Annotated in this window: 20 protein-coding genes; 6 read left to right on the forward strand and 14 right to left on the reverse strand. The window is 45.5% G+C overall.

Annotated features, from left to right (window positions below):
* Positions 1 to 14: 14 nt before the first annotated feature.
* From DWY79_RS19330 to DWY79_RS19395, 14 genes are all read right to left on the reverse strand, one after another.
* The gene (locus DWY79_RS19330; RefSeq protein ID WP_122370112.1) at positions 15 to 2,702 is read right to left on the reverse strand and encodes a 4-alpha-glucanotransferase; all 2,688 of its coding nucleotides are present in this window, start codon (positions 2,700 to 2,702) and stop codon (positions 15 to 17) included.
* A 23-nt stretch (positions 2,703 to 2,725) separates the two neighbouring features.
* A complete protein-coding gene (locus DWY79_RS19335; RefSeq protein WP_005855085.1) occupies positions 2,726 to 5,266 on the reverse strand; it encodes an adenosylcobalamin-dependent ribonucleoside-diphosphate reductase in 2,541 nt (846 codons plus the stop codon).
* 257 nt (positions 5,267 to 5,523) lie between these two features.
* Positions 5,524 to 6,921, reverse strand: coding sequence for a chromosomal replication initiator protein DnaA (gene dnaA / locus DWY79_RS19340; RefSeq protein WP_008774487.1), 1,398 nt, complete (start codon positions 6,919 to 6,921; stop codon positions 5,524 to 5,526).
* Between the two features lie 366 nt (positions 6,922 to 7,287).
* On the reverse strand, positions 7,288 to 8,172 hold the full coding sequence (locus tag DWY79_RS19345; RefSeq protein WP_005855082.1) for an MlaD family protein: 885 nt from the start codon (positions 8,170 to 8,172) through the stop codon (positions 7,288 to 7,290).
* Between the two features lie 37 nt (positions 8,173 to 8,209).
* On the reverse strand, positions 8,210 to 9,373 hold the full coding sequence (locus DWY79_RS19350; RefSeq protein WP_048928349.1) for an N-acetylmuramoyl-L-alanine amidase: 1,164 nt from the start codon (positions 9,371 to 9,373) through the stop codon (positions 8,210 to 8,212).
* Between the two features lie 135 nt (positions 9,374 to 9,508).
* On the reverse strand, positions 9,509 to 9,955 hold the full coding sequence (gene rplI, locus DWY79_RS19355; protein WP_009018599.1) for a 50S ribosomal protein L9: 447 nt from the start codon (positions 9,953 to 9,955) through the stop codon (positions 9,509 to 9,511).
* 20 nt (positions 9,956 to 9,975) lie between these two features.
* Positions 9,976 to 10,245 (reverse strand): 30S ribosomal protein S18, encoded by a 270-nt coding sequence (gene rpsR / locus DWY79_RS19360; RefSeq protein ID WP_005637107.1) that lies wholly within the window; start codon positions 10,243 to 10,245, stop codon positions 9,976 to 9,978.
* A gap of 2 nt (positions 10,246 to 10,247) precedes the next feature.
* Positions 10,248 to 10,604, reverse strand: a complete 357-nt coding sequence (gene rpsF / locus DWY79_RS19365) for a 30S ribosomal protein S6 (RefSeq protein WP_005865478.1) — start codon at positions 10,602 to 10,604, stop codon at positions 10,248 to 10,250.
* Between the two features lie 101 nt (positions 10,605 to 10,705).
* The gene (locus DWY79_RS19370; protein WP_122370114.1) at positions 10,706 to 12,475 is read right to left on the reverse strand and encodes an arylsulfatase; all 1,770 of its coding nucleotides are present in this window, start codon (positions 12,473 to 12,475) and stop codon (positions 10,706 to 10,708) included.
* A gap of 33 nt (positions 12,476 to 12,508) precedes the next feature.
* Entirely contained in the window at positions 12,509 to 14,053 is a 1,545-nt protein-coding gene (locus DWY79_RS19375; RefSeq protein ID WP_122370116.1) for an arylsulfatase, read from the reverse strand.
* Between the two features lie 17 nt (positions 14,054 to 14,070).
* Positions 14,071 to 15,591 (reverse strand): RagB/SusD family nutrient uptake outer membrane protein, encoded by a 1,521-nt coding sequence (locus DWY79_RS19380; protein WP_005865472.1) that lies wholly within the window; start codon positions 15,589 to 15,591, stop codon positions 14,071 to 14,073.
* A gap of 12 nt (positions 15,592 to 15,603) precedes the next feature.
* Positions 15,604 to 18,921: a TonB-dependent receptor gene (locus DWY79_RS19385; RefSeq protein WP_008780968.1), complete on the reverse strand. Its 3,318-nt coding sequence runs from the start codon at positions 18,919 to 18,921 to the stop codon at positions 15,604 to 15,606.
* A gap of 132 nt (positions 18,922 to 19,053) precedes the next feature.
* On the reverse strand, positions 19,054 to 20,034 hold the full coding sequence (locus DWY79_RS19390) for a FecR family protein (protein ID WP_122370118.1): 981 nt from the start codon (positions 20,032 to 20,034) through the stop codon (positions 19,054 to 19,056).
* 61 nt (positions 20,035 to 20,095) lie between these two features.
* Complete coding sequence (locus DWY79_RS19395; protein WP_009018594.1) at positions 20,096 to 20,647, reverse strand: RNA polymerase sigma-70 factor; 552 nt, start codon at positions 20,645 to 20,647, stop codon at positions 20,096 to 20,098.
* A gap of 380 nt (positions 20,648 to 21,027) precedes the next feature.
* Between DWY79_RS19395 and cbiB the strand changes: the two genes are divergently transcribed.
* The 6 genes from cbiB to cobC are packed head-to-tail and all read left to right on the forward strand — an operon-like array spanning position 21,028 to position 25,433.
* A complete protein-coding gene (gene cbiB / locus DWY79_RS19405; RefSeq protein WP_048928357.1) occupies positions 21,028 to 21,987 on the forward strand; it encodes an adenosylcobinamide-phosphate synthase CbiB in 960 nt (319 codons plus the stop codon).
* 10 nt (positions 21,988 to 21,997) lie between these two features.
* Entirely contained in the window at positions 21,998 to 22,567 is a 570-nt protein-coding gene (locus DWY79_RS19410; protein WP_122370120.1) for a S4 domain-containing protein, read from the forward strand.
* Entirely contained in the window at positions 22,560 to 23,075 is a 516-nt protein-coding gene (locus DWY79_RS19415; RefSeq protein ID WP_008774497.1) for a bifunctional adenosylcobinamide kinase/adenosylcobinamide-phosphate guanylyltransferase, read from the forward strand. Before DWY79_RS19410 ends, DWY79_RS19415 begins: the two co-directional genes overlap by 8 nt.
* Positions 23,076 to 23,105: 30 nt before the next feature.
* Positions 23,106 to 24,146: a nicotinate-nucleotide--dimethylbenzimidazole phosphoribosyltransferase gene (cobT, locus tag DWY79_RS19420; RefSeq protein WP_005865457.1), complete on the forward strand. Its 1,041-nt coding sequence runs from the start codon at positions 23,106 to 23,108 to the stop codon at positions 24,144 to 24,146.
* Position 24,147: 1 nt separating this feature from the next.
* Positions 24,148 to 24,897: an adenosylcobinamide-GDP ribazoletransferase gene (locus tag DWY79_RS19425; protein ID WP_048928354.1), complete on the forward strand. Its 750-nt coding sequence runs from the start codon at positions 24,148 to 24,150 to the stop codon at positions 24,895 to 24,897.
* Between the two features lie 2 nt (positions 24,898 to 24,899).
* Entirely contained in the window at positions 24,900 to 25,433 is a 534-nt protein-coding gene (cobC, locus tag DWY79_RS19430) for an alpha-ribazole phosphatase (protein ID WP_122370122.1), read from the forward strand.
* Positions 25,434 to 25,523 lie beyond the last annotated feature (90 nt).

Genomic DNA, 25,523 nt, shown 5'->3' on the forward strand with positions numbered 1-25,523 from the left:
GCCCTTAGTCTTTCTTATTTTCGTCCAGCCTCTTTTATCAACGAGACTATCTTATTATTCAGGTTATCAGCCTGTAAAAGCTGTTCCAACGTAATATGCATCCGGTAGCGCCAATAATGCGTTGAATTCGCAGGAACGTTGATACGCTCGGATTCTATATCCTTCCGCTTGATAGAATCATCCATAGCAAACCAATCCTGCAACGGAATAATCGTCAGCATGGAACGAGTCTTCAAATGATTAGAAATAATCTGGGCAACGATTTCAGCCGTACATTCATCCGGGGCCTCACCGATCCGTTGCAATACATGGTTGTAATAACGCTGTGTCTTCTCCGGATCTTCTTTCCACCAATTACGAAGAGGAGTCATATCATGTGTAGAAGTCGTACAAACGGAATGATAAGGCAAATTAAACATATCGGAAAACTCCCGCTGCGGACTCTTCGGCATACGCTCAATCTCAAGGCTTAGTATTTGCAACTTATTCATAACCTCGGGAACAGAGGCGGGGATCATACCTAGATCCTCTCCACAAACCAACATCTCCGTGGACGCAACCAACGGTGTCAAACGCTTAAACGCTTGCGCCTTCCAAAAATCATTATGGCGATGATAGAAGAAATGCCAGTATAACTGATCGAACGCATAACGGTCGGAACCACTCAATTCCCGATAGATATAGGATTGATTCGCCGAGATCCGGGGATGAAACTTATCGGTCTCTCTTGGGTCACGAAGAAATAATACCTCATTCGCAATCGTAAACAGGCCATTCTTGATCCGTAGGGAAACAGGATCCGCCTTATCCGCAAACAACGCCTCAATCTTCCTTTGCGTATCACAGAACGGTTTTAACACATAATGCCGGGAGGAGGATTGTGCCAAATAAGCACCTATCACCTCTTCTGTATTTTCCTCAAACAATTCCGATAAGAATTGTCGATTGATATGTGGGGTCGTGAAACGAGACTCATTAAAATTCAATCCATACTGCTCGATCTCTTCTCTCGAGAACGGCAACGCTGGATTGAAATGACCACAAAGCCCTTGCACATATTCACAAGGAACCTCCCATATTCGGAAAAATCCCAAGATGTGATCTATACGGAAACAATCGAAATAATCACTTAACTTAGCGAAGCGTTTTTTCCACCAAGAGAAATTATCTTTCTCCATCGCATCCCAGTTATAAGTCGGGAACAGCCAGTTCTGACCGTTCATGGAAAAGTCATCTGGGGGAGCACCCGCTTGACCATTCATATTAAAATATTTCGGTTCCGTCCAAGCCTCTACACTAGTGCGGCTCACGCCAATGGGTAAATCACCTTTCAATACAACTCCATTCTTACGGGCATAATCCGATACCGACTTGAACTGGTTGTGCAATACATATTGCAAGAAATAAGAGAACGAGATCTCCGGCCATGCGTCACTATCTTCCCGGCAAAGAGCCCGGACACGTGTCTTATTGTAAATAGAATTACCTTGCCATTGAGAGAAATCAGATGTCCCATAACTTTCCCGCAAGAAGCAATAAGTAGCGTAAGGCATCAACCATGACTCATTTTGCGCCAAGAACTCTTTAAACTCCGGCGTATCTAATACGGCCTTACCCTCCCCTGCGAAATATTCTTGACAATAACCCAATTTATATTTCAGTACTTCCTCATAATCAACCGTATCTTTTGCGTTTAATTCTTTTTGCTTCCCTGCATAAAAAGCAGCTCTCTCCGGATCTTGCAAGGTCCCCAAAGCCGATAAATCCACATACATGGGATGAAGGGCATAAATAGAAATAGCGCTATACGGATAGGAATCCACCCAAGTATGGGTCATCGTCGTATCATTCATAGGTAATACTTGAATGATACGTTGGTGCGTCTTTCTAGCCCAATCCACCAACATGTGTAAATCTCCCAAATCACCTACTCCAAAGCTCTTTTCCGAGCGCAAGGAAAAGACGGGGATAACCGAGCCGGCACAACGCCATAACGGTAAGCTATCCCGGAAGTAAAGACCAGATATAACAACGGTCTCACCCTGTTTCTGGGGAACAAGACTTAGAATACGATTCTCATCACTCTCCCAATACAAAGGTTGACGGGAATCATTATCCCAAACCAAAAATTTATATTCTAAAGGATACCGTATCTCCGCAGCGTCTAAATCAATATGCCATTCCGGGAAAGTATCGCAACTCAACAATAAAGCCTTGTCCGGATGCCAGTTACCTAAGCATTCTTGATTTCCAGTAATGGCTACACACTGATTCTTTTCCACCCGGGGAGCGGATATCTTTATCACCAATTTTCTTCCACTTCTAACGACCCTCTCATGTGTATTGCAGGGATGAGCGAATAAACTTTTGGTGAAAGCAGAAGAATAAAAGGCTAGATTATCCGGACGGATTTGCCAATAATCATAAAGGATGTAAGAATCAGATTGTCCATCCAATGCAATCCGGTGATTCTTCTCCCACTCCTCAAAGATCTGCTTATCATTAACACTTAAGAAATATCTATATTCTATATCTTTTATATCGGGTGGAAGATCCAGTTCCAGTTTCCAGTTTCCATCCCCAGAGTAATTCATCTCCTTAGCCAAAGCAGGTTCCCAAGAGCCTAATTCCGGTATGGAGCCCACTACACATAACTTCTGTCCCCAAACGGTATGGAAGTTTATATTAAAAGTGACTTTCATGGTATATAGATTTAGTCAATTATTTAACCGCATTTAGAGGCTCCGCAATTCGTGCAGATCAAACAACCTTCTTGATAAATTAAGGTCTCCAACCCACAGTTCGGACATTTCTGCCCTTTCGCTTCCATGCCGTTCGGTAAATATTTCTTCAAGGCACGTTCCACGCCATTCTTCCATGTATTGATAGACTCGCTATTCAACTCCATACCCTGTACCAATTTTATAACCTGATCGATAGGCATTCCGTAACGGAGCACACCGGAAATCAATTTAGCGTAGTTCCAATATTCCGGATTAAACTTGCCATCCAAGCCTTCGATTGTCATTTTATAACCGCGTTTATTCTTGAACTGGAAGTCGTAATGCTTATTACCATCCTCATCATAGCTCTTGATGATCGTACCTTTAGAAACGTTTTTAGGTAACATGATACCCTCGTCATCATCGGCCAAACCGGTAAAGATCTCATACGGACGGCCATTCAACAAGCCGACGAAAGCGATCCATTTCTCACGGTTATTCTGGAATTTTACCACATCCGCATCCAATTCACGAGGACGGGTAGATACGATAACCGGTGGTTGCATGCAGTTACAATCCTCTTTTTTCTTCTTTTTATCTGTCGCAATCAAGACACCGGAACGAGAACCATCTCGATAAACAGTACATCCTTTACATCCGCATCTCCATGCCTCAACATACAAAGAGTCTACCAACTCCTCACTTACATCGTTCGGCAAATTGATCGTTACGCTGATAGAATGGTCCACCCATTTCTGAATGCGTCCTTGCATACGGACTTTTTGTAACCAATCGACATCATTGGAAGTCGCTTTATAATAAGGAGACTTAGCAACTAGCTCCTCCACTTCTTCTTGTGTATATTTCTTACTTGCCGAATAACCATTCGCTTGCATCCACGTTACAAACTTATGATGGAATACGATATACTCCTCGAAAGCGTCGCCTGTCTCATCCACGAAATCCACACGAGCCTCGGAATCGTTCGGGTTTACTTTGCGGCGGCGCTTATATACCGGCAAGAATACCGGCTCTATACCGGAAGTGGTCTGTGTCATCAAGCTAGTCGTTCCTGTCGGAGCGATTGTTAAGCAAGCGATATTACGACGGCCGTATTTCAACATATCCTCATATAAAGCAGGATCAGCCTCACGCAAACGGTTGATGAACGGATTTTTTTCCTCACGCTTCGCATCGAATATCTCAAAGGCACCACGTTCTTTCGCCAACATTACGGATGAACGATAAGCGGCCAAAGCTAATGTCTTTTGTATAAGTTCCGCACAATCGGTTGCTTCTTCTGTTCCATAACGCAAACCTAAAGCGGCAATCATATCGCCTTCCGCCGTGATGCCCACACCTGTACGACGTCCTTGCAAAGTCTTTCGTTGGATCTTTTCCCACAAATGACGCTCTGTTTGTCTTACCTCCATGGATTCCGGATCCGAGTCGATCTTAGCCAAGATCATCTCGATCTTCTCCGACTCCAAATCAATAATATCATCCATAATCCGCTGGGCCAAACCTACATGCTTCTTGAACAAATCATAATCGAAATAAGCGTCCGGAGTGAACGGATTTACCACATATGAATATAAATTGATTGCTAACAAACGGCAACTATCATACGGACAAAGAGGTATCTCGCCACAAGGATTCGTGGAAACCGTACGGAACCCCAGATCCGCATAGCAGTCTGGTACAGACTCACGTAAGATCGTGTCCCAGAATAACACACCCGGTTCAGCGGATTTCCAAGCGTTATGAATAATTTTTTTCCATAAGCCAGAAGCATCGATATCCTTCACATAAACGGGAGAATCCGAATCAATTGGATATTGTTGCTTATAGGTACCGCCATTAACCGCGGCATTCATGAAATCATCATCAATCTTCACAGATACATTTGCACCTGTAACCTTACCTTCCGTCATCTTAGCGTCGATAAACGCCTCCGAGTCCGGATGTTTAATAGAAACGCTCAGCATCAAAGCTCCACGACGGCCATCTTGGGCCACCTCACGGGTGGAATTCGAATAACGTTCCATAAACGGAACCAACCCGGTAGAAGTCAACGCGGAATTCTTAACCGGAGAACCTTTCGGGCGGATATGCGAAAGATCATGGCCTACACCACCACGGCGCTTCATTAATTGTACCTGTTCTTCGTCAATACGAATAATCGCACCATACGAATCCGCTTGCCCGTCTAATCCGATAACAAAACAATTAGAGAGTGAGGCAATTTGATAATCATTGCCAATTCCCGTCATCGGACTTCCTTGCGGAACGATGTAGCGGAAATGATCAAACAGGTCGAAAAGTTCTTGTTCCGACAACGGATTCGGATACTTTTTTTCCACACGGGCAATCTCACTTGCCAAGCGATGATGCATATCATTCGGAGATTCCTCATAGATATTTCCAAACGCATCCTTCAAGGCATATTTATTTACCCATACTTTAGCGGCGAGCTCGTCACCGGTAAAGTAATCCAATGAAGCCTTAAACGCTTCGTCAAAAGTGTAAGTTTTACGATCCACAATTATTATATTTATTTTGCGACTGCAAGTTTACGCATACTTTACCAGTTATCCAAATTACCCTACGTTAAAAAGAATACTTATTGAAAAGTTTTCCAAAACCAAACTCGCAACCCCACATTTTCAACTACTTAAACAAAACCAAGCATCAAATAGTTTTCCAAAAAGAAAACTTAACACTTATACGGATCTTCCAAAACAAAGAAGGACGCCTCTTTAGAGAGACGTCCTTATCCTACTATATAGGGATTCTTAATTTAGTTCTTGAGCAAGACCTCAATTTCCTCTACGGAAGACCGGAAAGACTTACTAGTCTCAATCTGGTCTTTGATCGTCTTACAAGCATGCAAGACCGTCGCATGGTCTTTCTTTCCTACGATCTTTCCAATATGGGAAAAAGAGGAGTCCGTATATTTTTTCGCCAAATACATCGTGATCTGACGGGCTTGCACGATCTCACGTTTACGGGAATTAGTCTGGATAACCGATTGCTCCAAGTTGAAATACTTGCAAACGATCTCCTGAATCATCTGTACGGAGATCTGTTTCTTCTCCAACCGAACCGCTTGGCTAACCACACGTTTCGTCAACGGCAGATCGATCTCACGATTATTAATAACCGCATTAGCCATTAAAGAGACGAGAATACCTTCTAAGTCACGGACATTCTCCGTCACATTATTAGCGATAAAGTTAAAGACCTCATCCGGAATCATGATTCCGTCATGGTTGATCTTATTCTTCAGTATCTTTTTACGTAGATCCAGATCCGGACGGCTCAACTCAGCCGTCAATCCCCATTTTAAACGGGTGATCAAGCGCTCTTCCATCCCTTGCAAATCCACAGGAGGTTTATCAGAAGTCAAGATAAGCTGCTTACCTAACTGGTGCAGGTGGTTGAAAATATGGAAGAATGTATTTTGAGTCTTATCCATACCGATCAACTCCTGTATATCATCCAACAGCAGCACATCGATATTTTGATAAAAATTCAAGAAGTCATTAGTCGTATTCTTACGGATAGCATCTGTAAACTGTACCCGGAACAAATGCGAAGATACATATAACACTTTCTTTTCCGGATGCAACTCCCGGATACGGGTTCCGATCGCATGGCATAAGTGAGTTTTACCCACTCCTGACGGACCAAAAATAAACAACGGGTTAAACGTAGTCTTTCCCGGATTCTGGGCAACAGCCTCACCCGCCGTACGAACCAGCTTATTGCTCGTACCCTCGAAATAATTATCAAAATTATACTTCGGGTTCAACTGAGGGTCCAAATCCTGCGGAGCAGTCGTCATAAAAGGATTCGGAGCTTTGTTAGCGTCCTTGGGAGTGACTTTCTTTACAGCGGTGGAAGCATTCTCCGCCGGATAATCAACCGTACCACCAGTGGTCTTATCCACCATGATACGGTAGTTAAGAATGGTTCCTTGACCGATTACACGATACAATGTAACTTTCAAAACATTAACATACTTCTCTTCCAGATACTCATAGAAGAATTGACTAGGCACCTGTATGGTAAACTTCTTGTCTTCGTATGATAACGGAACGATAGGTACGAACCATGTGTCAAAAGCTGCCTTAGGCACAATATCCTTTATGACCGCAAGGCACTTATTCCACAATGTTTGATAATCAGTCTGCATGTTTTCTTTCTCTCCCACTAATACTTTTTACATTCGGACTACAAAGTTTAGAAATTAATTCCGAAAAAAAAAGTGCTATTTTGTTTGGTAAATATGAATTTTCAATATCCCTTTTAGATTCAGATAGTTACTAATACCTATCTGATTTACTGCTATTTAGATCGACCAACGTTCAAAAACCCTTTATTTTAGAGACCTCTACAAAAGCGTAAACGCTGACGTCCGGTGACGGAATAAGGCCTCAGGAAGTATCTATCTCACTTTACCTAAAGGCCTTATGCGTATAATCAGCAGGAGTCCCCTAACTTTTTGTCTAATTAGAATGATTCTAAATAACGTCTTTTATACTATGATTTTTTAACATAATCAAAAAACAGAGAAATGGACGTATCTTTTCGGATTCTCCCTCAAATCTAGCAATAGCTTGGAGGCGTTGTCCATCGTGCTGTTCAGATTATCATACAATCCTTTGTCGTTCAACAATAAGCCGATGCTATTATCCGTCGAGTTCAATTTATCCGTAGTCAACTTCAAGTTCGCCAAGGTCGCATTGATGGAATTGACCGTTGTAGCCAAATCCAATTCTTTCAAGTTGGCGCTCACCTCCGAGAAATTATCCGTCATCGTCTTCAAGTTATTCACGATACCCGGTACATCCTTACTCAACATCTGATTCAACTGACGGGTAGACACCTCTAGGTTGCTAGTCGTTTTTTCGATATGATTCAAGGATTGAGCCAAGGCCGGATGAGCGATCAAGGTTTGCAAGCTACCCAAAATCGTGTCGATCTTCGGCAAAAGGTTCTCAACGCTTGGCAAGATCTTCTCCTGTACGGATTGCATCATATCCTCTTCCATTCGTCCCTCGAGCGTAGAACCCGGCTTCAAAAAGTCATCCACGTAAGTGTTCAAATGAATATGCAACTCAGCTCCGCTTAAGAAAGTATTGACAACCGCTATATAACTTCCCTTATTCAGCCTCATCTTATCTTCCAAACTAACCTCAACGATGATCTTACCGGTCGTATCATAGTCATAAATAATATCACGAACCAATCCCACCTTAAAACCATCCACAAATACAGGGCTGGAAATCGTCACCCCCTTTACGTTGCTGAATGATACGTAGTAATGGTTCACCGGTTGAAACAGGTTAATACCCTTCAGATAATTAATGCCTAAATACAATAACGCCAGACTTACGATCGTCACAAGTCCGATCTTCGCCTCTTTAGTGAATACACTTTTCATTTCCTTTATTTATAATGTATAATTTATTCCTATATCATTAATATTTCACCTTCTTCCCATCCTTAAAAGCGATGATGAAGGCATCTTTAAAATCCTTAGCGATCGTTCGGCGCATCTTCCGGATCGAGTTAAAATCCGAAGTCTCGCCATACGTGTATTTATAGATACCTTTCTCCACATAGAAATCCACGTTCTTGTACCCCTTAAATAACCGGGAGTTCGCAGGAAGCTTCTTATTGGAAGTCAAGAATTGTATCTTATATATAACCTTTCCTTTCGTGTTCCTGTTCACGGAAGTGGTAGAAGAAACTGAGGTTTTCTGTCTTGTGGCTTGCTGTTTTTTATTTAAGATATCAGCCTCGCTCCCCGGAGGCGGAGTTTCCTCATTCGCTACGGGAGCAGCGACAACTCCGGAAATATTTCCTTTACGACGATCGTAATTCTTCTTATATTTGCAAAAAGCATCGTACAACGCTTCCGCCAATTTATTTTGTCCGGCGGCGGTTCTCATGAACTGCTCTTCTTGACGATTCGAGATATACCCCAACTCGACCAGAACACTGGGCATGCTCGTTTTGCGAAGCACCAAAAAACCAGCCTGTCTTACGCCACGGTCCACCCGCTTACAAGCCCCGAACGATTTCTGTATCTCGGAAGCCAGACTAATACTTTGCTCCATATGCTTATTCTGCATAAACTCGAAAATGATATATGACTCCGAAGAGTTCGGGTCAAATCCCTCATACCGTTGTTGATAATTATCCTCCAACAAGATCGCTGAGTTCTCGCTCATAGCCACCTCTAAGTTCTCTTCGCTACGGGCCAAACCCAGCGTATACGTCTCCGTACCTTGCACGGTACTTCCACGCTTTACGGCATTCGTATGGATAGACACGAAAAGATCCGCCTTATTCCGGTTCGCTATATTCGCACGTTCGTCCAACTCGATAAAACGATCCGTCTTACGAGTATAGATCACACGCACATCCTCCGCGTTATTCTCTATCAATCGACCCAATTTTAAGGCGACAGCGAGATTTATCTCCTTCTCATTAATATTCGCCCCTCTAGCGCCCGGATCCTTCCCGCCATGCCCAGCATCGATCACGACCGTAAAAGTCTTCTCTCTCGCCTGAAGTCCGGGCAAGAAAAAAAACAACGCAAATAGCAAGTTAATATATAGAAAAGACTTTTTGCTCACTTTCTAAAATTATTGCAAATTCGGGAACAAATGTAGCGCTTTTTTGCTGATTGACAGATGTCTTTTTTTATAATTAAAACAAAAAAAGAGGGCAGTTTCGAAACTACCCTCTTTTATGATATATTAAAGTATCTATTATTCAGAAACAACCTCGAAAGGAACCTCAACGGAAACCTCTTTGTGAAGTTTCAAAACAGCCTTATAGCTACCTACTTCCTTAACAGATTCCTTGATATAGATAATCTTACGATCGATATTCTCGAAACCAGCCTTAGCCAAAGCCTCAGCAACTTGGATATTCGTTACAGAACCGAAGATCGTACCTGTAGAGCTAGTCTTAGCGCCAATCGTCAAAGCTACACCCTCTAACTTAGCGGCCAAAGCCTGAGCATCTTCCTTGATCTTAGCCAATTTGTGGGCACGTTGCTTCAAGTTCTCAGCCAATACTTTCTTAGCAGACTCTGAAGCGATCACTGCCTTACCCGTGGGGATTAGAAAGTTACGTCCGTAACCGTCTTTTACTGTTACGATATCGTCTTTGTAGCCTAAATTCACTACATCTTCTTTCAAAATAACTTGCATATTCTGTCTCCTCTTATTAATTATTTCATCAAATCGGTTACGTAAGGAAGCAAAGCCAAGTGACGAGCACGCTTTACAGCCTGAGCCACACGACGTTGGAACTTCAAGGAAGTACCAGTGATACGACGCGGAAGGATCTTACCTTGCTCGTTCAAGAACTTCTTCAAGAATTCAGGATCCTTATAATCGATATACTTGATACCGTTCTTTTTGAAACGGCAATATTTTTTCTTCTTAACGTCTACTGAAGGCGGAGTTAAATATCTGATTTCTGATTGAGTTGCTGCCATAATTAATTATTCTCCTTTACTGTTTCTTTAGATGATTTCAGATTTCTTCTCTTAGCTGCATATTCTGCGGCATACTTGTCTTGACGGAAAGTCAAGAAGCGGATCACACGCTCGTCACGACGGAAGTTCAACTCCAACGTAGCGATAACACTAGGATCTGCCTTGAATTCAACCAACTGGTAGAAGCCTGTTGTCTTCTTGTCGATAGGATAAGCTAACTTGCGCAAGCCCCAGTTCTCTTCATTCACGATCTCAGCTCCTTGAGCTTTCAGAAGGTTCGTGAATTTCTCTACCGCTTCCTTCATCTGAGCGTCAGACAAAACGGGAGTCAAAATGAAAACGGTTTCGTAATTGTTCATAAAACGCTGTTTAATATTGATTAATAAAAAATTTTGCGGTGCAAAGGTAGTGATTATTTGATAACTGGCAAATAGTTATACAACTTTTTTCAATCTCAGACTCATTTCACTCGTTTTAGCACCAACATCCAAAAATTCATAGCCTCCTCATTCCGGATCGTTTTCGCTTGCAAGGATAAAGTGGCCGTACCTTTCGATAGAGGAATCGTACCGACAGAGCAAGGAGTAAATCCTTTCACATAAGACTCCTCCCGGAGAACCCTATCCAAATCCGCACCGAGCATGGGTTGGTCATTTACTTGATCCAATGTAAATACAAGATTCTCGGCATCCCGGTCCGTACGAAGTTCAAAAGTAGAGCCTATATTTCGTTTATCGCAAGTATAATAGATAAAAGCCTCGAACAAGCCGGATTCCTCAACCTCCACATTCCAGCTTATCTCCGCTTCCGGGCTTTTCCAATTCGTAAAATAAGAACAATTCGGATAACGGTTGGAGCGTTCGATCGGGCCAGATATCCTCGCATCCCGGGCCGGTAGCTTTGAATAGGTTTCCCGCGGATGACCGATTATAAACGGACGGGTATCCTTCTTCGGGAAATCCGCCAGTAACTCATCCTTAAACCAATTCGAATAACGCTTCATCCGCTCATATATCTCGGGTTCTTTATCCGATACATCCTTCCGTTGCTCACGATCTATATCCGTTTTATATAAATGATCTTCCGCATCCAATAGATAATATGAGATACGCACACTCGTCTTACCTCCCCAATAACTATATAAAACCCGATCTATAGCAGGAGCTTTCTCATCCAGCAATCGCTGTCCCCAATCGATTCCGTCCAGTTTCCTTAACGGGGTATATTCTATTCCCGCCAAACCTAATAAAGTAGGGATTAAGTCTATAGCCCCGGACAACTGGGTTTCCACGGCCCCTTTCCTTATATGTCCCGGCCAACGGATACAAAACGGCGAACGAACACCCCCTTCATCCGTAGAGCCTTTTCGCCCTTTCATTCCACCATTCCACCGGAAACTATTCGGGCCGTTATCCGAGAAATAAATAACAATCGTCTCTTGTTCCAAATCCAATGAATGTAACAAAGACAATACACGTCCGATATTCCAATCTAAATTCTCGGCCAAGGCCAAAGCCGCTTTCGTAAACGTAGTATCTTCTTGCTCCGGGAAAGTAGCTCGCTGCGACAAGGTACGATCTTTTACACGGTTCCACCAACTATCCGGGACTTGCATCGGACTATGAGGTGTGTTATAAGACAAGAACATAAAGAATGGATGTTCTTTATGATCACGTATATAATCCAAGGCTTTATCGGTCAGATCATCTATGATAAAGCCCTCGCCCGAAATAATCTCTCCGTTATGCTCCAACACCGGGTTCCAATAATTCCCCCAATGCCCGGAACAAAAACCATAGAACTCCTCGAAGCCCCTTGCGTTCGGATGGTAGGGATATTGCGTACCACTATGCCATTTTCCAAATAGAGAGGTAGCGTATCCGGCCTCCCGGAAATATTCCGCGATCGTTTTCTCTCCCAGATTAAAGCGCTCGCCTCCCCCGGTCGTAGAATTAACGCCACTCCGTACATGATAGCGTCCGGTCAAGAACTCCGCCCTTGTCGGGGATGACACCGGACAGACATAAAAATTCTCCAAGATCGTTCCCTCATGAGCGATACGATCTATATTAGGAGTTTGCACGAAGGTATTCCCCGTGAAGCCCAAATCGCCCCAACCTTGGTCATCCGATAACATTACGATGATATTGGGGAGCTGTTTTTGAGCGAAGGCCGGAATACAACCGGCCCCCACTCCCAAAACACTAAACAATACGCCTAACTTTGTCATTCGATTCAACTTTTTGCCTAATCAAGATTACCTTTATTGCGGACGGCTATATCCTTGATCCAACAATTTCTTCAACAACGCAGAAAGCTCATTCGCAATGCCTTTCTCACGCAAGAAGAGATTATTACTCTCCAAAGAATCGGTCCGCATATTATAAAGTTGGCCTTTCGGTCCATTCTTCACCGGGGATAAACGGGCGGGAGCCGTAAAACCACCGGAGCCCAGACAATCGATATATTTCCAATCTCCCTTCTTGATCGCTAATTTGCCGGAGCCGGACAAGTACATGATCTGGTCTCTCGTCGAGGCATTCATATCACCATCCAATACTTTCTTAAAGCTAAAGCTATCCTCTGCCTGTCCTTTAGGAAGGGATTGCCCGGTTAAATCCGCCAATGTAGCCAATATATCTACCAAGCCAACCGTTTGGGAACAAACCCCGGGGCACTTGATATGATCCGGCCAATGAACAATCAGCGGAACATGATGACCGCCGTCCCACGCATCACCTTTCTGCCCACGGCGGCTCCAGTTACTTTGATGCCCGTATTGCTGGATATCCTCCTCTTCCCATGCGCCTCCGTTATCACTGGCGAAAATGACAATCGTATTCTTCTCCAGACCTAAATCCTTTAGTTTGGCATTCACCCGAGCCACGACATTATCGATATCGCCCATAAAATCGCCATAGGTACCTAACTCGGTAGATCCCTTAAACTGAACGGTGGGCAGCCATGGGGTATGCGGACCGGTTAACGGCATATATAAAAAGAATGGCTTGTCCTTTCGTCCTTCCCGATCGATAAAAGCGATACCCTCATCTACGATTGTCGGGAAACATTCCTCAAACTTAAAGGAGCGCGACATCTCTCCGTTACGCCACCAAACGCCCCGTTCCCAATAAATATCATTCTCGTTCGTATGTTTACGATCCCAAGCGTAAACCGTCTCATCCTGTTTCTTCGGATAAGCGTCCGCCGTCAAGATGACATCCGGGTCCACGACACGGTCATTACGCACGAACGCATAAGGCGGCATATCCAAGGAAGCCGGAAGGATGAAAGAATAGTCAAACCCTAATTCCGTAGGGCCTCTTTTTACAGGGGCGGAGAAATCCGTATTCGTATAACCAAATTTCTTAGGGGTAAGAATCTGTGGTTTCGAGTCATCTTTCAACTGCCAGTCGAGCCCTAGATGCCATTTCCCGACACAAGCGGTCGTATAGCCGGCATTACGCATCAAGGAACCGATCGTCAAACGCTCTGGTTCGATATATGGAGACAAGTACCCCCAATACTCGGACTTCTTCGGCGTACGGAAAAAATAACGTCCTGTCACTAAACCGTAGCGTGAAGGCCCACTCAACGCACCCGCAGAATGGGCATCCGTAAAACGGATACCGTTCCGGACCAATTGATCGATGGCCGGTGTACGTACCCTAGCATATGGATTATTGCATCCAACATCCCCGTAACCCATATCATCCGCCAAAATGATCACGACATTGGGTTGCTTTTGGGCGAACACCACCGGCACATATAGTAAACCGGTGGCTAATAAAGACAACTTGATCTTCATATATTATTTTCTATTCGTTAATAACCTTGATTCTGAGTCAGGTTCGGATTCGCCTGCCGTTCGCTTAATGGAATCGGGAACAATAGCTGGGTTTCCGTATACACCTTACCCCAATTCGTCTTATAGCCGATAAAGTCCACATATTCCCCGGATTTATCATCCCGGATCTTACGGGTGCGTAGCATATCAAACCACATCTTATTCTCATAACATAGGTCAAAGTAACGTTGGTCCCAGACTTCCTCCAAGAATGCGCTTGCGTTGGTCTGCTTAAACGGCGCTAATCCGGCCCTTCCTCGTATTTGGTTCACGATATCGATGGATTGCTGGTTCGGAGTACCATCCGCGTTCACTTGCGCTTCCGCATACATTAATAATACATCCGTGTAACGATATACACTCCAGTTCAAGTCTGACTTCGCCGTATTATCAATAGCCACTTGATCAAAAAACTTATAGATATAATAGCCATTCAAATCCATAAACTCCAACTCTGCCGCTCCCGGAGAGAACTTACTCGGATGCCCCTTGTAGTTTGTAAAGAAATATTGCTTCTCTTCCGTACGCTTATCTCCTTTCTCAAAGCTTTCCACGAATTCTTTGGTAGGGATCAGGCTACCATATTCCAAATCGTAGGCGGAAATGCCGGAACGAGAAGGTAAAAAGATACGTACCGACTCGTTATGCCGCTTGTTCAAGGAGAACTGAACTTGATAAATAAACTCTCCCTTATTATTCTGCGACGGAAGCCGTAGGCTCTCATAATCCGTGAAGAGCGTATACTCATTCGATTTTATAACCTCCAATGAACGTTTAGCCGATTCCGCGTAATAAGATTTACCTCCTTGCAAAGGATAACCGGCATACGTAAGATAGACATCCGCAAGAAGCGCTTTCACCGCTCCCATCGAGACACGCCCTGTATGATCGCTAAAAGCCAGATCCGATTGCTCGGCCTCCAACAAATCCGGAATAATGATCTCATCATAGATTTCCTTTACCGGGGCACGAGATACTTGCAGCTCTCCCAACTCCGACTGTACGGTCGTAATCTTAGGGACATCACCAAAGATACGTACCAAATAGAAATAATACAAAGCCCTCATAAACTTCACCTCGGCCATGTAGCCATTAACCAAGGAAGCATCCAGATTCTCGAACTCCCCGAGTTTTTGAAGCGCAAGGTTACAGTTCGCTATACCTGCATAACAATCTTGCCACCAGTCCTCGATATATAAAGAACGATCACTCACCAGTAGATCCTGAAAGTCCTTATAATTCGATTGGGAATTCTCGGAAGTAGCTTTGCCAGTCATATATTCGAGCAATAAGATCGTATTACATCCCCAACCCGGGGTCATCTTATTAAAGACCGTATTCTTCAAATAAGCCGAATTCGTCAAGGCCAAAGCGGACTCCTTACTTGTCAACTTTGAATCGGTAGTCATTGTACCGGTAGGCTGCTCGTCCAAGAAATTATTACAAGAAGACAAGAATAACGCACATAATGAGACGATATAGATTTTATTTATTTTCATAACTCAATCGCATTAGAATTTAACATTTAAACCGAAAGTAAAAGTACGTGCCTTAGGCTCGCTGAAGTCGTCGATACCTTGTCCGAAAGCAGCATCCTCATAGGTCGTAACCTCCGGATCATAGCCTTTGTACTTCGTAATACAGAACAAGTTCTGAGCACTCGCGTAGATTCTCAAATCCTGTAACTTTATCTTCTGGAGCAAGCTCTTGCTGAAAGTATATCCCAAGACGAAGTTCTGCCCCCGAACGAAAGAACCGTTCTGCATCCAATGTGAATCCGGATAAGAATCATAGTACGATTTCATCGGACGACGCTGGGCAACCATCGTATGCTGGTTTTGCGGAGTCCAAGCGTTCAAATTCGACTTGAAGCCATTCGCTACACCCGACCGGTCTTCAGCATTATGAGTAGCGCAATTCACGACATCATTCCCGAACACGAAGCGGAGATCGAACGAGAAATCGAAGTTCTTATAAAGAAACGTATTAGAGATCGTCATGGTCCAGTCCGGGGAGGTACAGCCGATAATCGTATTATCCTCGCTATTGATCTTCCCGTCGCCATTCAAGTCCTCATACTTCACGTCTCCCGGAAGGCGGTTGTATTTAGCCGCTTCAGCGGCCTCGTCCTCCCCCCAAGTTCCCAGACGACGCAATCCCCATAGCGAACCAACAGGTTCACCGACACGCAGGATCAGCATATCCCCTTGCGCATGGCGGGGTTTCGGATAAATATCCTCATCATTCTCGCCTAAGTTCAATATCTTATTACGGTTTACGTTAAATAATACTGTAGACATCCAGTTGAAATTATCCGTTTGGATATTATGCGTATTTAAGGTCAACTCAAAACCTTGGTTCTGCACGGAGCCGATGTTCCGCATGATCGTATTCAATCCAGAAGTTCCCGGGATCGGGGCCTCCAATAATAAGTCGCTCGTCTTTTTATAATAATAATCCAAAGACAGATCGATACGCTGATTCAATACACTCACATCGACACCGGCATCCCATTGCAAGGTCTTCTCCCATTTCAAGTCCGGGTTACCGAACGTACTGCGGTATAGAGCCGTATAATAGTCATTACCAAAAATGGTATTCTCCGAGCCTAGCTTCTGGTAGAAAGCGTAATTGCCGATCTCTTGGTTTCCGGTCTCGCCGATACTAGTACGTACCTTTAAATTATTCAGCCAATTGACACCTTTCAAGATGCTTTCCTCCGAGGCTCTCCACGCAAAGGCGAAAGAGGGGAAGAATGCGTATTTATTATTCTTTCCGAATTTGGACGATCCGTCGTAACGGCCTGTGGCCGTAAATAGATAGCGGTCTTTCAAGGTATAATTGATACGCGCGAAATAAGAGTTGATAGACCAACCGTAATCTTCCGATTTCGACGGAATCGTCACCGTTCCCGCTCCCAGATTATGCCATTGGTAAAAATCATCGCTGAAATTCTGCGAGGTAGCTTCCACGCTTTCGGCAACTCGCTGCTGCCAGCTTAATCCAAGCATCACATTCATGCGATTGTTCTTATTAAACTCCTTATTATAATTAAAGTAGTTCTCATTCTGCCAATACATTTCCTTCAAAGTCTCTATCGTAGCGATACCTCCCGCCGTCTTACTGAACTGGATCAGATCCTTACCCGAATAATAATTACGTTTCCTATTACTGGCATCTACGGCGAAAGTAGACTTAAAGTTCAAGTCGTCCGTGATCTTGAAATCCAGATATAGGTCGGCGATCGTCTGGATATTGGAAGTCTCGTTCACCATCTCTTCCAGATACCGGGAAGGTGTATCCTGTACCGCACCGGGGAAATCACGGTTGCTTCCCCAAGAGCCATCGGGATATTTTACGGGAATCAACGGAATTGCTTCCTGTACCAAACGCTTTACTCCATAACTCTTGTAATTATCGTTTCCCTTATTATAATTGAACGACATATTGGCACCCATTTTCAACCAATCCCGAAGCTGGGAATCCAAGTTGATCCTACCGCTATACCGGTCTAGGAAACCGTTACGCATCAAGGCATCCTTATGCATATATCCCAAATGCACGCTATACAAGGTCTTATCGGCTCCGCCCCGGATGCTGACTTGGTGATTATGGTTGATAGCCGTTTGATAAGCCTCATCCTGCCAATCGGTATCATACAATGGGTTACCATTAGCATCGAACAAATTCGGCAGATCCGCCGGCGTCACTTTCTTGTACTTGCCTTGCGCATACCCTTCCGGATCATATTTCTGCCCGTTATCCATCGTGGTATTGTAATTCTGCCACCACTCGGAAGCGTTCATCAAGTCCAGTTTCTTCGCCATCTTACCGATAGAGACATAACCGTCGTACGAGATCTGCGCTTTCTCGTTCTTGATACCTCGTTTCGTCGTAATCATGATCACGCCATTCGCTCCACGGGCACCATAGATAGCCGTGGCGGAGGCATCCTTCAATACCTCCAAGGATTCGATCTCACTAGGATTCAACAGATTGATATTGCTTACGCCAATCACGCCATCTACCACATACAGAGGCTCATTCGATGAGTTGATAGAGTTATTACCACGGATACGCACCCGTACTTTCCCATCCGGAGTACCGCCATTCTCAAAGATCTCCACACCGGAAGCCTTTCCCGCCAAGGCCTGCCCAACATTCACCACCGGCTTGCTCAACAGCTTCTCCGCCTTTACGTTGGTAACCGATCCGGTCAAGTCGCTCTTCTTCATCGTTCCGTAACCTACGACTACCACCTCATCCAATGTCTGTGTATTCTCGCCCAGCTTGATAGAGAAACTCGTCTTTCCGTTCGCCGAGACCTCTTGCGTATTATAGCCGATATAGGAAACTTGAAGGACAGAGTTGTCATTTACCTCTAGCGTAAACTTTCCGTCGAGATCGGTAATCGTACCGTTGGTAGTTCCTTTCTCCACCACGTTCGCCCCGATCACAGGATCGCCGTTCGTATCGACAATCACACCCGATACTTGCTTTTTCCCCTTGACAGTCTTGACCTCTTCCGGCACGATGATCACATAATTCCCGTTTATTTTATACGTGTATCCCGTATTCTTTAACAGCTGTGATAAGACCTGCAATACTTCCATGTCTTTCTGATCCATCGAGACCTTTCTCGACACGTCCAATTGGCTATCATTATAAGCTATCTTATAAGCAGAGCTCGACTCTAGTTTCTCAAACGCCTGTTTCAATGAGATCGAACCTTCATGGAAGGTCACTTTCTGCGCATCGATAGGCAAGCTCCCAGCCATAGCGAGGCTCAGGCAAAGAATAGCGACACGTATAGATTTATTCCTGTTCATGCGATATTAGATTTTTTAGTTAAACATTTATATCTCCTTTGTAGTACGTACTCGCTATTAGGACAAGGGAAACGAGGAGCGCACCCAACGGAAAAACGTTAACGAATTATAAAAACCTAATATCTCCTTAACTCAATCAATATAGATCCCATCCTCTTTGATCTGATACTCCAAGCCGGGTATCATCTCCTTGACCAACATCATGATGTTCTCCAACGACTCATGCTTATTGAAATGGATCGTAAGCCGGTTGGAATGATAAGCGGAAGTACGCAAATGCACCTTCACGTTGTAGACACGTTCCAAGGTTTTCAAGATTTCCTCGAAAGAGTCGTTGTTAAACAACAAGCCTCCCTCTTTCCAATCCGAGTAATCCGAGGCCACCACCTGCCGCACGTCCATCTTTCCCCGGGAAGGGATGTAGACAAGCTGCTCGTTAGGCCTCAATATACATGGAGCCACCGAGGGATCATCGGGAAGAATCTTCAAGGAACCTTCCTCCAAGGTCGTTGTTATTTTCTCTTGGTCCGGGTAGGCGGATAAATTGAACTCGGTGCCCAGCACTTGTACCCGCATCGCTTTCGTCCGCACGATGAAAGGTTGCTCGGGGCGTTTTCGCACCTTGAAATATCCCTCTCCCACCAGATAGATCTCCCGGCTCTGACCGATAAAGGCGGATGGATAGAGCAGCAAGGTACCGGAATTCAACCAAACCTCGCTACCATCGGGCAAGGTGATCCGCTCCCGCTTGCCGGAAGGTACGAACTGTTCCATAAAAGCCAGTTTCTTGACATCCCGCGCATCCCTGTATAGATAATAAGAAACACCCAACGACAACAAAGGAATCAGCCAGATAGCGGCGATACGTACCCACGCCGGGATACGCAGACGGCGGCGGGGCCTCACGTCCAATGTATTCTCCAACCGGGCGAAAGCCATCTCGCTTCGTTTATCCGCCTCCGGAAAACCGATCTCATTCCAGATCTCCCGTAAAACCTCTTCCTTTTCCCGTTCGTCTCCCGGCTCCGCCAATCGTTGATGTACCCGATCCACCATCTCCCCGGAGAACGAATGATGGAAAAAGTATTTTAATATCTTTTTTATAGGACTCATTCCTGCTTTTCTATTTTATCTTGTTTATAGGACCTACTTTTCTCACTTCACCCTCAATTCATTAACATATCATAACAAGAAGGAAAGTCAATACTACGTTCCGCAATTCCCTTAACGCTAGATTCAAATGTTTTTCCACGGTCTTTTTTGAGAGTTGTAAATTCTCGGCGATCTCTGTGTTCGACAATCCCTCATTACGGCTCATCCGGTAGATCATCCTCCGCTGTGGCGGCATGGTCTCTACAATCATATCCACCAACAATCGCAAATCCTTAGCGACTAAATCCTCATAAGGCGTACTTCGCTCCTCGTCTTCCTCCGAAGCACTCTCCAAGCTCACGAGATTCACCCGGCGGGATTCGATATAATTGAACGCCGTATGCTTCGCCAGCACATAGAGGTAGGAACCGAACGTCCTCACTTCCGTGAAACGACTCCGATGCGTCCAAAGCTTTAGGAAAATCTCTTGGGTCAAGTCCTCGGCATCACTCTCGGACTTCACGAGTCCCAGCACGAAATAATAGACTTTCAGATGGTAACGCATGAACAATTCCCGGAAAGCGGTATGATTTCCAACGGCAAATTGTTCTAAAATGGATTTTTCATCTGTCATCTCGATTAACTCCTTTCACGATACGGTGGGAGCAAATAAAGTAATAATAACCGGCCGTAAGAACGTTTTTTTGTTAATAAACACAAAATTGAAAGGAATCCACTGTATATCAAGCCCTCCCTTCCCGAAGATTTAAGGCTTCTAAAGGCATTCTTTAGCCGTTTTTTCCGTACCTATTCATCTTCTACCATCCGTTGTATGATCATCCACCAACTGTTAGAAGATCATGCAACAGATGGTGGATGATCATTTAACGGCTGATAGAATATGAAAGTCTACGCTCGAAATCCTTTAAATGTAGGTTTCTTTCGCCTAATGTGTGATGAAGAATCGCTTACCGCTTCCTTATGTTCTTTTTTTTGTCTAAGTTTGTTCCTTCAATGACATTCAATATGTATTGGTTACATCATTCTATCAATTTACTCAAGATCGTGCCCTTTTTGGGTGGTTGGTTATCCGACCGGTTGCTGGGAGACCCGGAAGGTTGGCCCCATCCTATCGTATGGTTTGGCAAAGCGATCAGCGCCGGAGAGAAAGAGTTGAATAAAGGCTCCGAGCGGGCCCTAAAAGGCGGCATACTAGCAGTCGTGCTTATCCTTGGCGTGTATTTAATCTGCGAGTGGATATTGTCGTGGGCTTGGATCATACATCCGCAGTTCAGTGGGTTGCTGACGGCTATCGGCGTATTTTATTGCCTATCCGGAAAGACGCTTATCAAGGAAGTGAAGGCGGTGTTCGAGGCCGTGGACCGTAGCACGGAAGAAGGACGGCGGCAAGTGGCACGGATCGTGGGGAGGGATACCTCGAACCTGTCGCCGCAAGAGATACGGGCGGCGGCGTTGGAGACCTTGTCCGAGAACTTAAGCGACGGCGTGATCGCCCCGATGTTTTGGTTTGCCCTGCTGGGGTTGCCGGGGATGATGGCTTACAAGATGGTGAATACACTGGACTCGATGATCGGTTATAAGAATGAGCGTTACCTTGAGTTCGGACGGATAGCGGCGCAAATCGACGATATCGCCAATTACATCCCGGCCCGCCTCACGGCCTATTTGATGTTGCTGGTCTCCAATAATTGGGGGAAAAGGGATTTCGTACGGCGTTTCGGCCCTGAACACGCAAGCCCTAATTCCGGTTATCCAGAAGCGGCCTTGGCGGCGGTCTTGGACTGCCAGTTCGGGGGGACGCACGATTATTTCGGCAAACCGGTGGAGAAGCCTTATATCGGAACGAACGCGAGGCCTTTCACGACCGAGGATATGCGTATCGCCATTCAAGTGAATAGTAATACGGAACTGTTGATGGGTGTGATCGTCACCCTTATTTTACTAATAATATAATATTAATAATATGGAAATTAGATTAAACAAACTGATAAGCGAAGCCGGTGTTTGCTCACGCCGGGAAGCAGACAATTTCATCGAGATGGAACGGGTAACCGTAAACGGCAAGCAACCGCACGTAGGCCAGAAGGTCACGGCGGAGGATGTCGTATTGGTGGACGGTGAACGCTTGAACGTAGAGAAATATATCCGCCTGCAAGAGGAGGAGAAAAAGGAGGTGCAGCAAGAAAAAGAATTACTCGGCACGCTCCGGAAAGCGAAACCCGAGAACAAGGGAGGCCGTGAAGGCGCTAAAATGGAGAAGTTCGGAAAGTTCAATAAATACGCTGCCGCCCGTAAGGCACAGAAAGAGGGAGGCTGGAAATCCAAGACCGCCAAGCTTACCGACGAGGAGAAGTTATTGCGGGATGCCTTACGCCCCAAGTTCGGAAAGGCACTGAGCAAATCGGCGGTGGCGCAGCGGATCGCCGCCAACCCGAAATCGGCCGCCCTTCGGAAGACAAGCAAGAACAACCCGATCAACAAGGCGAAACGTGCCGCCCACCGGAAAAACAGGAATCACGGAGGCGATGAGTAAGAAAGTGATCTTAGTAACCGGAGGACAGCGGTCCGGCAAGAGCGGATACGCACAGAGGCTCGCCTTATCGCTGTCGCCCAACCCGGTTTACCTAGCTACCTCCCGCATCTGGGACGAGGAGTTCCGGAAGCGGGTGGAACGCCACCAGCGAGACCGTGGACCCGAGTGGACCAATATAGAGGAGGAGAAATACTTGAGCCGCCACGATCTTACCGATCGTGTCGTGGTGATCGATTGCGTAACCCTTTGGGGGACGAACTTCTTCTTCGACAATCAAAGCGACGTGGAATTATCCCTCTCCCTCCTCAAAGCGGAGTTCGATAAACTCTCCCGGCAAGATGCCTACCTGATCTTCGTGACGAACGAGCTGGGTATGGGAGGCGTGCCGATAGACGAGGTGCAACGTAAATTTACCGATATGCAAGGCTGGCTCAACCAATATATCGCCTCTAAAGCGGACGAGGTTGTCTTGATGGTCAGCGGAATCCCCGTCAAGATCAAGGAATAAGAACAACGACTTATATAAAATACTACTATCATGATACAATTTCACATCGAGGCCCCGGACAAAGGGCTGGAGGCCGCTTTACAAGACAAGATCGATAATCTGACAAAGCCGAAAGGCTCATTGGGAACGCTCGAGGCGCTCGCCCTGCAAGTGGGATTGATCCAGCAAACCTTATCGCCTGTCTTGCGTCATCCCGTGAACGTAATCTATGCATCGGATCACGGCATCGCCGACGAGGGCGTAAGCAAATCTCCCAAGGAGGTAACTCGCCAAGTGATCCATAATTTCTTGAACGGAGGAGCGGGAGTTTGTTACCTTGCCCGCCAGCATGGATTTGAGTTGAAGATCGTGGATGGCGGCGTGGATTTCGATTTCCCCGTTATTCCCCAACTTATCGACCGCAAGGTGCGCAAGGGAGGAACCCGTAACTTTCTTCACGAGGCGGCCATGACCGTGGAGGAGATGGAGAAAGCCCTTCAATACGGAGCCGATATCGTGACGGATTGCTACAACGAAGGCTGTAACGTGATCAGTTTCGGAGAGATGGGTATCGGGAATACGGCGGCTTCCAGCATGTGGATGACTTGCCTCACGCAAATCCCATTGATCGACTGTGTGGGGGCCGGTAGCGGACTGGACAGCGAAGGCGTACGGCATAAATACAACGTACTGAAACGCTCGTTGGAGAATTACAAAGGGGATGGAAGCGCCTTGGATGTAATGCGCTACTTCGGAGGGTATGAGATGGTTATGGCTGTAGGAGGCATGTTGCGTGCCGCCGAACTGAAGATGATTATCCTCGTGGATGGTTTTATCATGACGAATTGCGTATTGGTGGCTTCCCGCTTATATCCGGAAATGCAATCGTATTGCGTATTCGGGCATTGCGGCGACGAGGCCGGGCATAAACGAGTACTGGATTTTTTGGGGGCAAAAGCATTGCTCGATCTAGGGCTACGGCTGGGAGAAGGTTCCGGCTCGGTATGCGCTTACCCGATACTCGACTCCGCCGTTCGCATGATCAACGAGATGCATAGTTTCAAGCAAGCGGCAATCACTAAATATTTCTGATATGTTGCGGATACTCGCTGCGTTTATATTCTTTACTCGGTTACCGTTCTGGCGGTTGGCGGAGGTTCCGGCGGCCTGTTTCAAGAATATCGTGAGCCATTGGGCGTTGGTCGGTTGGCTGACGGCTGGTTTGTCGGTATTGGTATTGTACGCTACCTCCTTGATTCTTCCGTCATCCGTGGCGATCTTATGCGCCATGATTACCCGATTGCTGATAACTGGCTGCCTGCATGAGGACGGGCTGGCGGATTTCTTCGACGGTTTCGGCGGCGGCACGAGCCGGGAACGCATATTGGCGATCATGAAAGACTCGCATATAGGCAGCTATGGGGTAATCGGACTGATTTTCTACTTCGGACTGTTCTACCTACTAGTAAGCAGTCTCCCGATCGAGCTAGCGGGATGTGCCATACTGGCTGGAGATCCTTTTTGCAAAGGCGTCTCCAGCATGATCATCAATCGCCTGCCTTACGCGAGGAAAGAGGAGGAAGCCAAGAACAAGACCGTATATAGCCGAATGACCTCTCGAGAATATGTATTTAGCATCATTTGTGCTTTCTTACCATTATTATGGCTTCCCCAACCTGTTTACTTACTAGCGGGTATATTCCCGGTTATCACTTGGTACTTCCTCACCTCTTTCATGAAGAGAAAGATACAAGGATATACGGGAGACTGCTGTGGAGCGACTTTTCTTCTTTGTGAGTTAAGCTTCTATATGGGTTTCGTGATCATCTATCAAACTATATAATTATGGAGATTTATTTAATCAGACATACCTCTGTCGATGTTCCCGCCGGCTACGCCTACGGGCAAACCGATGTTCCATTGAAACCGACCTTCGAGGAAGAGGCGGAAGAGGTAAAAAAAGGCTTGAGCGATCATACGTTCGATAAGGTTTGGACAAGTCCCCTTACCCGCTGCGTGCGCTTAGCTAATTATTGCGGCTTTCCGGAGGCGGAGAGAGAAGACCGTATCAAGGAGGTGAATTTCGGGGAATGGGAAATGAAATCGTGGAATGAGCTATCCTCCGATCCCCGCTCAGAGGCTTGGTTTAAGGATTGGGTTAATAACCCGACTCCAAACGGTGAATCCCTACAAGATCAATACGACCGGGTTAGCGACTTCTTGAATGAGCTTCGCAAAAGCGGGCTGCAAAAGGCATGCCTGTTCGCGCATGGCGGGGTATTGACTTGTGCCCGGGTCTACGCTGGCGAATATCCTTTGCAAGACGCTTTTAAGAACGTACCCTCTTACGGGGCTATCGTAAAATTAGTGCTGGATTAACCAAAATCCGGCACATTTCGAAAGGATTAGATGCGGCCACGCCACATCTCTACAACGGCTGGTGTATATACCAAAAAAAGGAGCCAATCT

This window comes from Parabacteroides sp. AF27-14, assembly GCF_003635425.1.
GTDB lineage: Bacteria > Bacteroidota > Bacteroidia > Bacteroidales > Tannerellaceae > Parabacteroides > Parabacteroides distasonis.

Excerpts from the sequence above, each read along its gene's own strand:
- DWY79_RS19330 (WP_122370112.1), bottom strand. The coding sequence starts at position 2,702 with ATGAAAGTCACTTTTAATATAAACTTCCATACCGTTTGGGGACAGAAG.
- dnaA (WP_008774487.1), bottom strand. The coding sequence starts at position 6,921 with ATGCAGACTGATTATCAAACATTGTGGAATAAGTGCCTTGCGGTCATA.
- DWY79_RS19345 (WP_005855082.1), bottom strand. The coding sequence starts at position 8,172 with ATGAAAAGTGTATTCACTAAAGAGGCGAAGATCGGACTTGTGACGATC.
- rplI (WP_009018599.1), bottom strand. The coding sequence starts at position 9,955 with ATGCAAGTTATTTTGAAAGAAGATGTAGTGAATTTAGGCTACAAAGAC.
- rpsR (WP_005637107.1), bottom strand. The coding sequence starts at position 10,245 with ATGGCAGCAACTCAATCAGAAATCAGATATTTAACTCCGCCTTCAGTA.
- rpsF (WP_005865478.1), bottom strand. The coding sequence starts at position 10,604 with ATGAACAATTACGAAACCGTTTTCATTTTGACTCCCGTTTTGTCTGAC.
- DWY79_RS19370 (WP_122370114.1), bottom strand. The coding sequence starts at position 12,475 with ATGACAAAGTTAGGCGTATTGTTTAGTGTTTTGGGAGTGGGGGCCGGT.
- DWY79_RS19375 (WP_122370116.1), bottom strand. The coding sequence starts at position 14,053 with ATGAAGATCAAGTTGTCTTTATTAGCCACCGGTTTACTATATGTGCCG.
- DWY79_RS19380 (WP_005865472.1), bottom strand. The coding sequence starts at position 15,591 with ATGAAAATAAATAAAATCTATATCGTCTCATTATGTGCGTTATTCTTG.
- DWY79_RS19385 (WP_008780968.1), bottom strand. The coding sequence starts at position 18,921 with ATGAACAGGAATAAATCTATACGTGTCGCTATTCTTTGCCTGAGCCTC.
- DWY79_RS19390 (WP_122370118.1), bottom strand. The coding sequence starts at position 20,034 with ATGAGTCCTATAAAAAAGATATTAAAATACTTTTTCCATCATTCGTTC.
- DWY79_RS19395 (WP_009018594.1), bottom strand. The coding sequence starts at position 20,647 with ATGACAGATGAAAAATCCATTTTAGAACAATTTGCCGTTGGAAATCAT.
- cbiB (WP_048928357.1), top strand. The coding sequence starts at position 21,028 with ATGACATTCAATATGTATTGGTTACATCATTCTATCAATTTACTCAAG.
- DWY79_RS19410 (WP_122370120.1), top strand. The coding sequence starts at position 21,998 with ATGGAAATTAGATTAAACAAACTGATAAGCGAAGCCGGTGTTTGCTCA.
- DWY79_RS19415 (WP_008774497.1), top strand. The coding sequence starts at position 22,560 with ATGAGTAAGAAAGTGATCTTAGTAACCGGAGGACAGCGGTCCGGCAAG.
- cobT (WP_005865457.1), top strand. The coding sequence starts at position 23,106 with ATGATACAATTTCACATCGAGGCCCCGGACAAAGGGCTGGAGGCCGCT.
- DWY79_RS19425 (WP_048928354.1), top strand. The coding sequence starts at position 24,148 with ATGTTGCGGATACTCGCTGCGTTTATATTCTTTACTCGGTTACCGTTC.
- cobC (WP_122370122.1), top strand. The coding sequence starts at position 24,900 with ATGGAGATTTATTTAATCAGACATACCTCTGTCGATGTTCCCGCCGGC.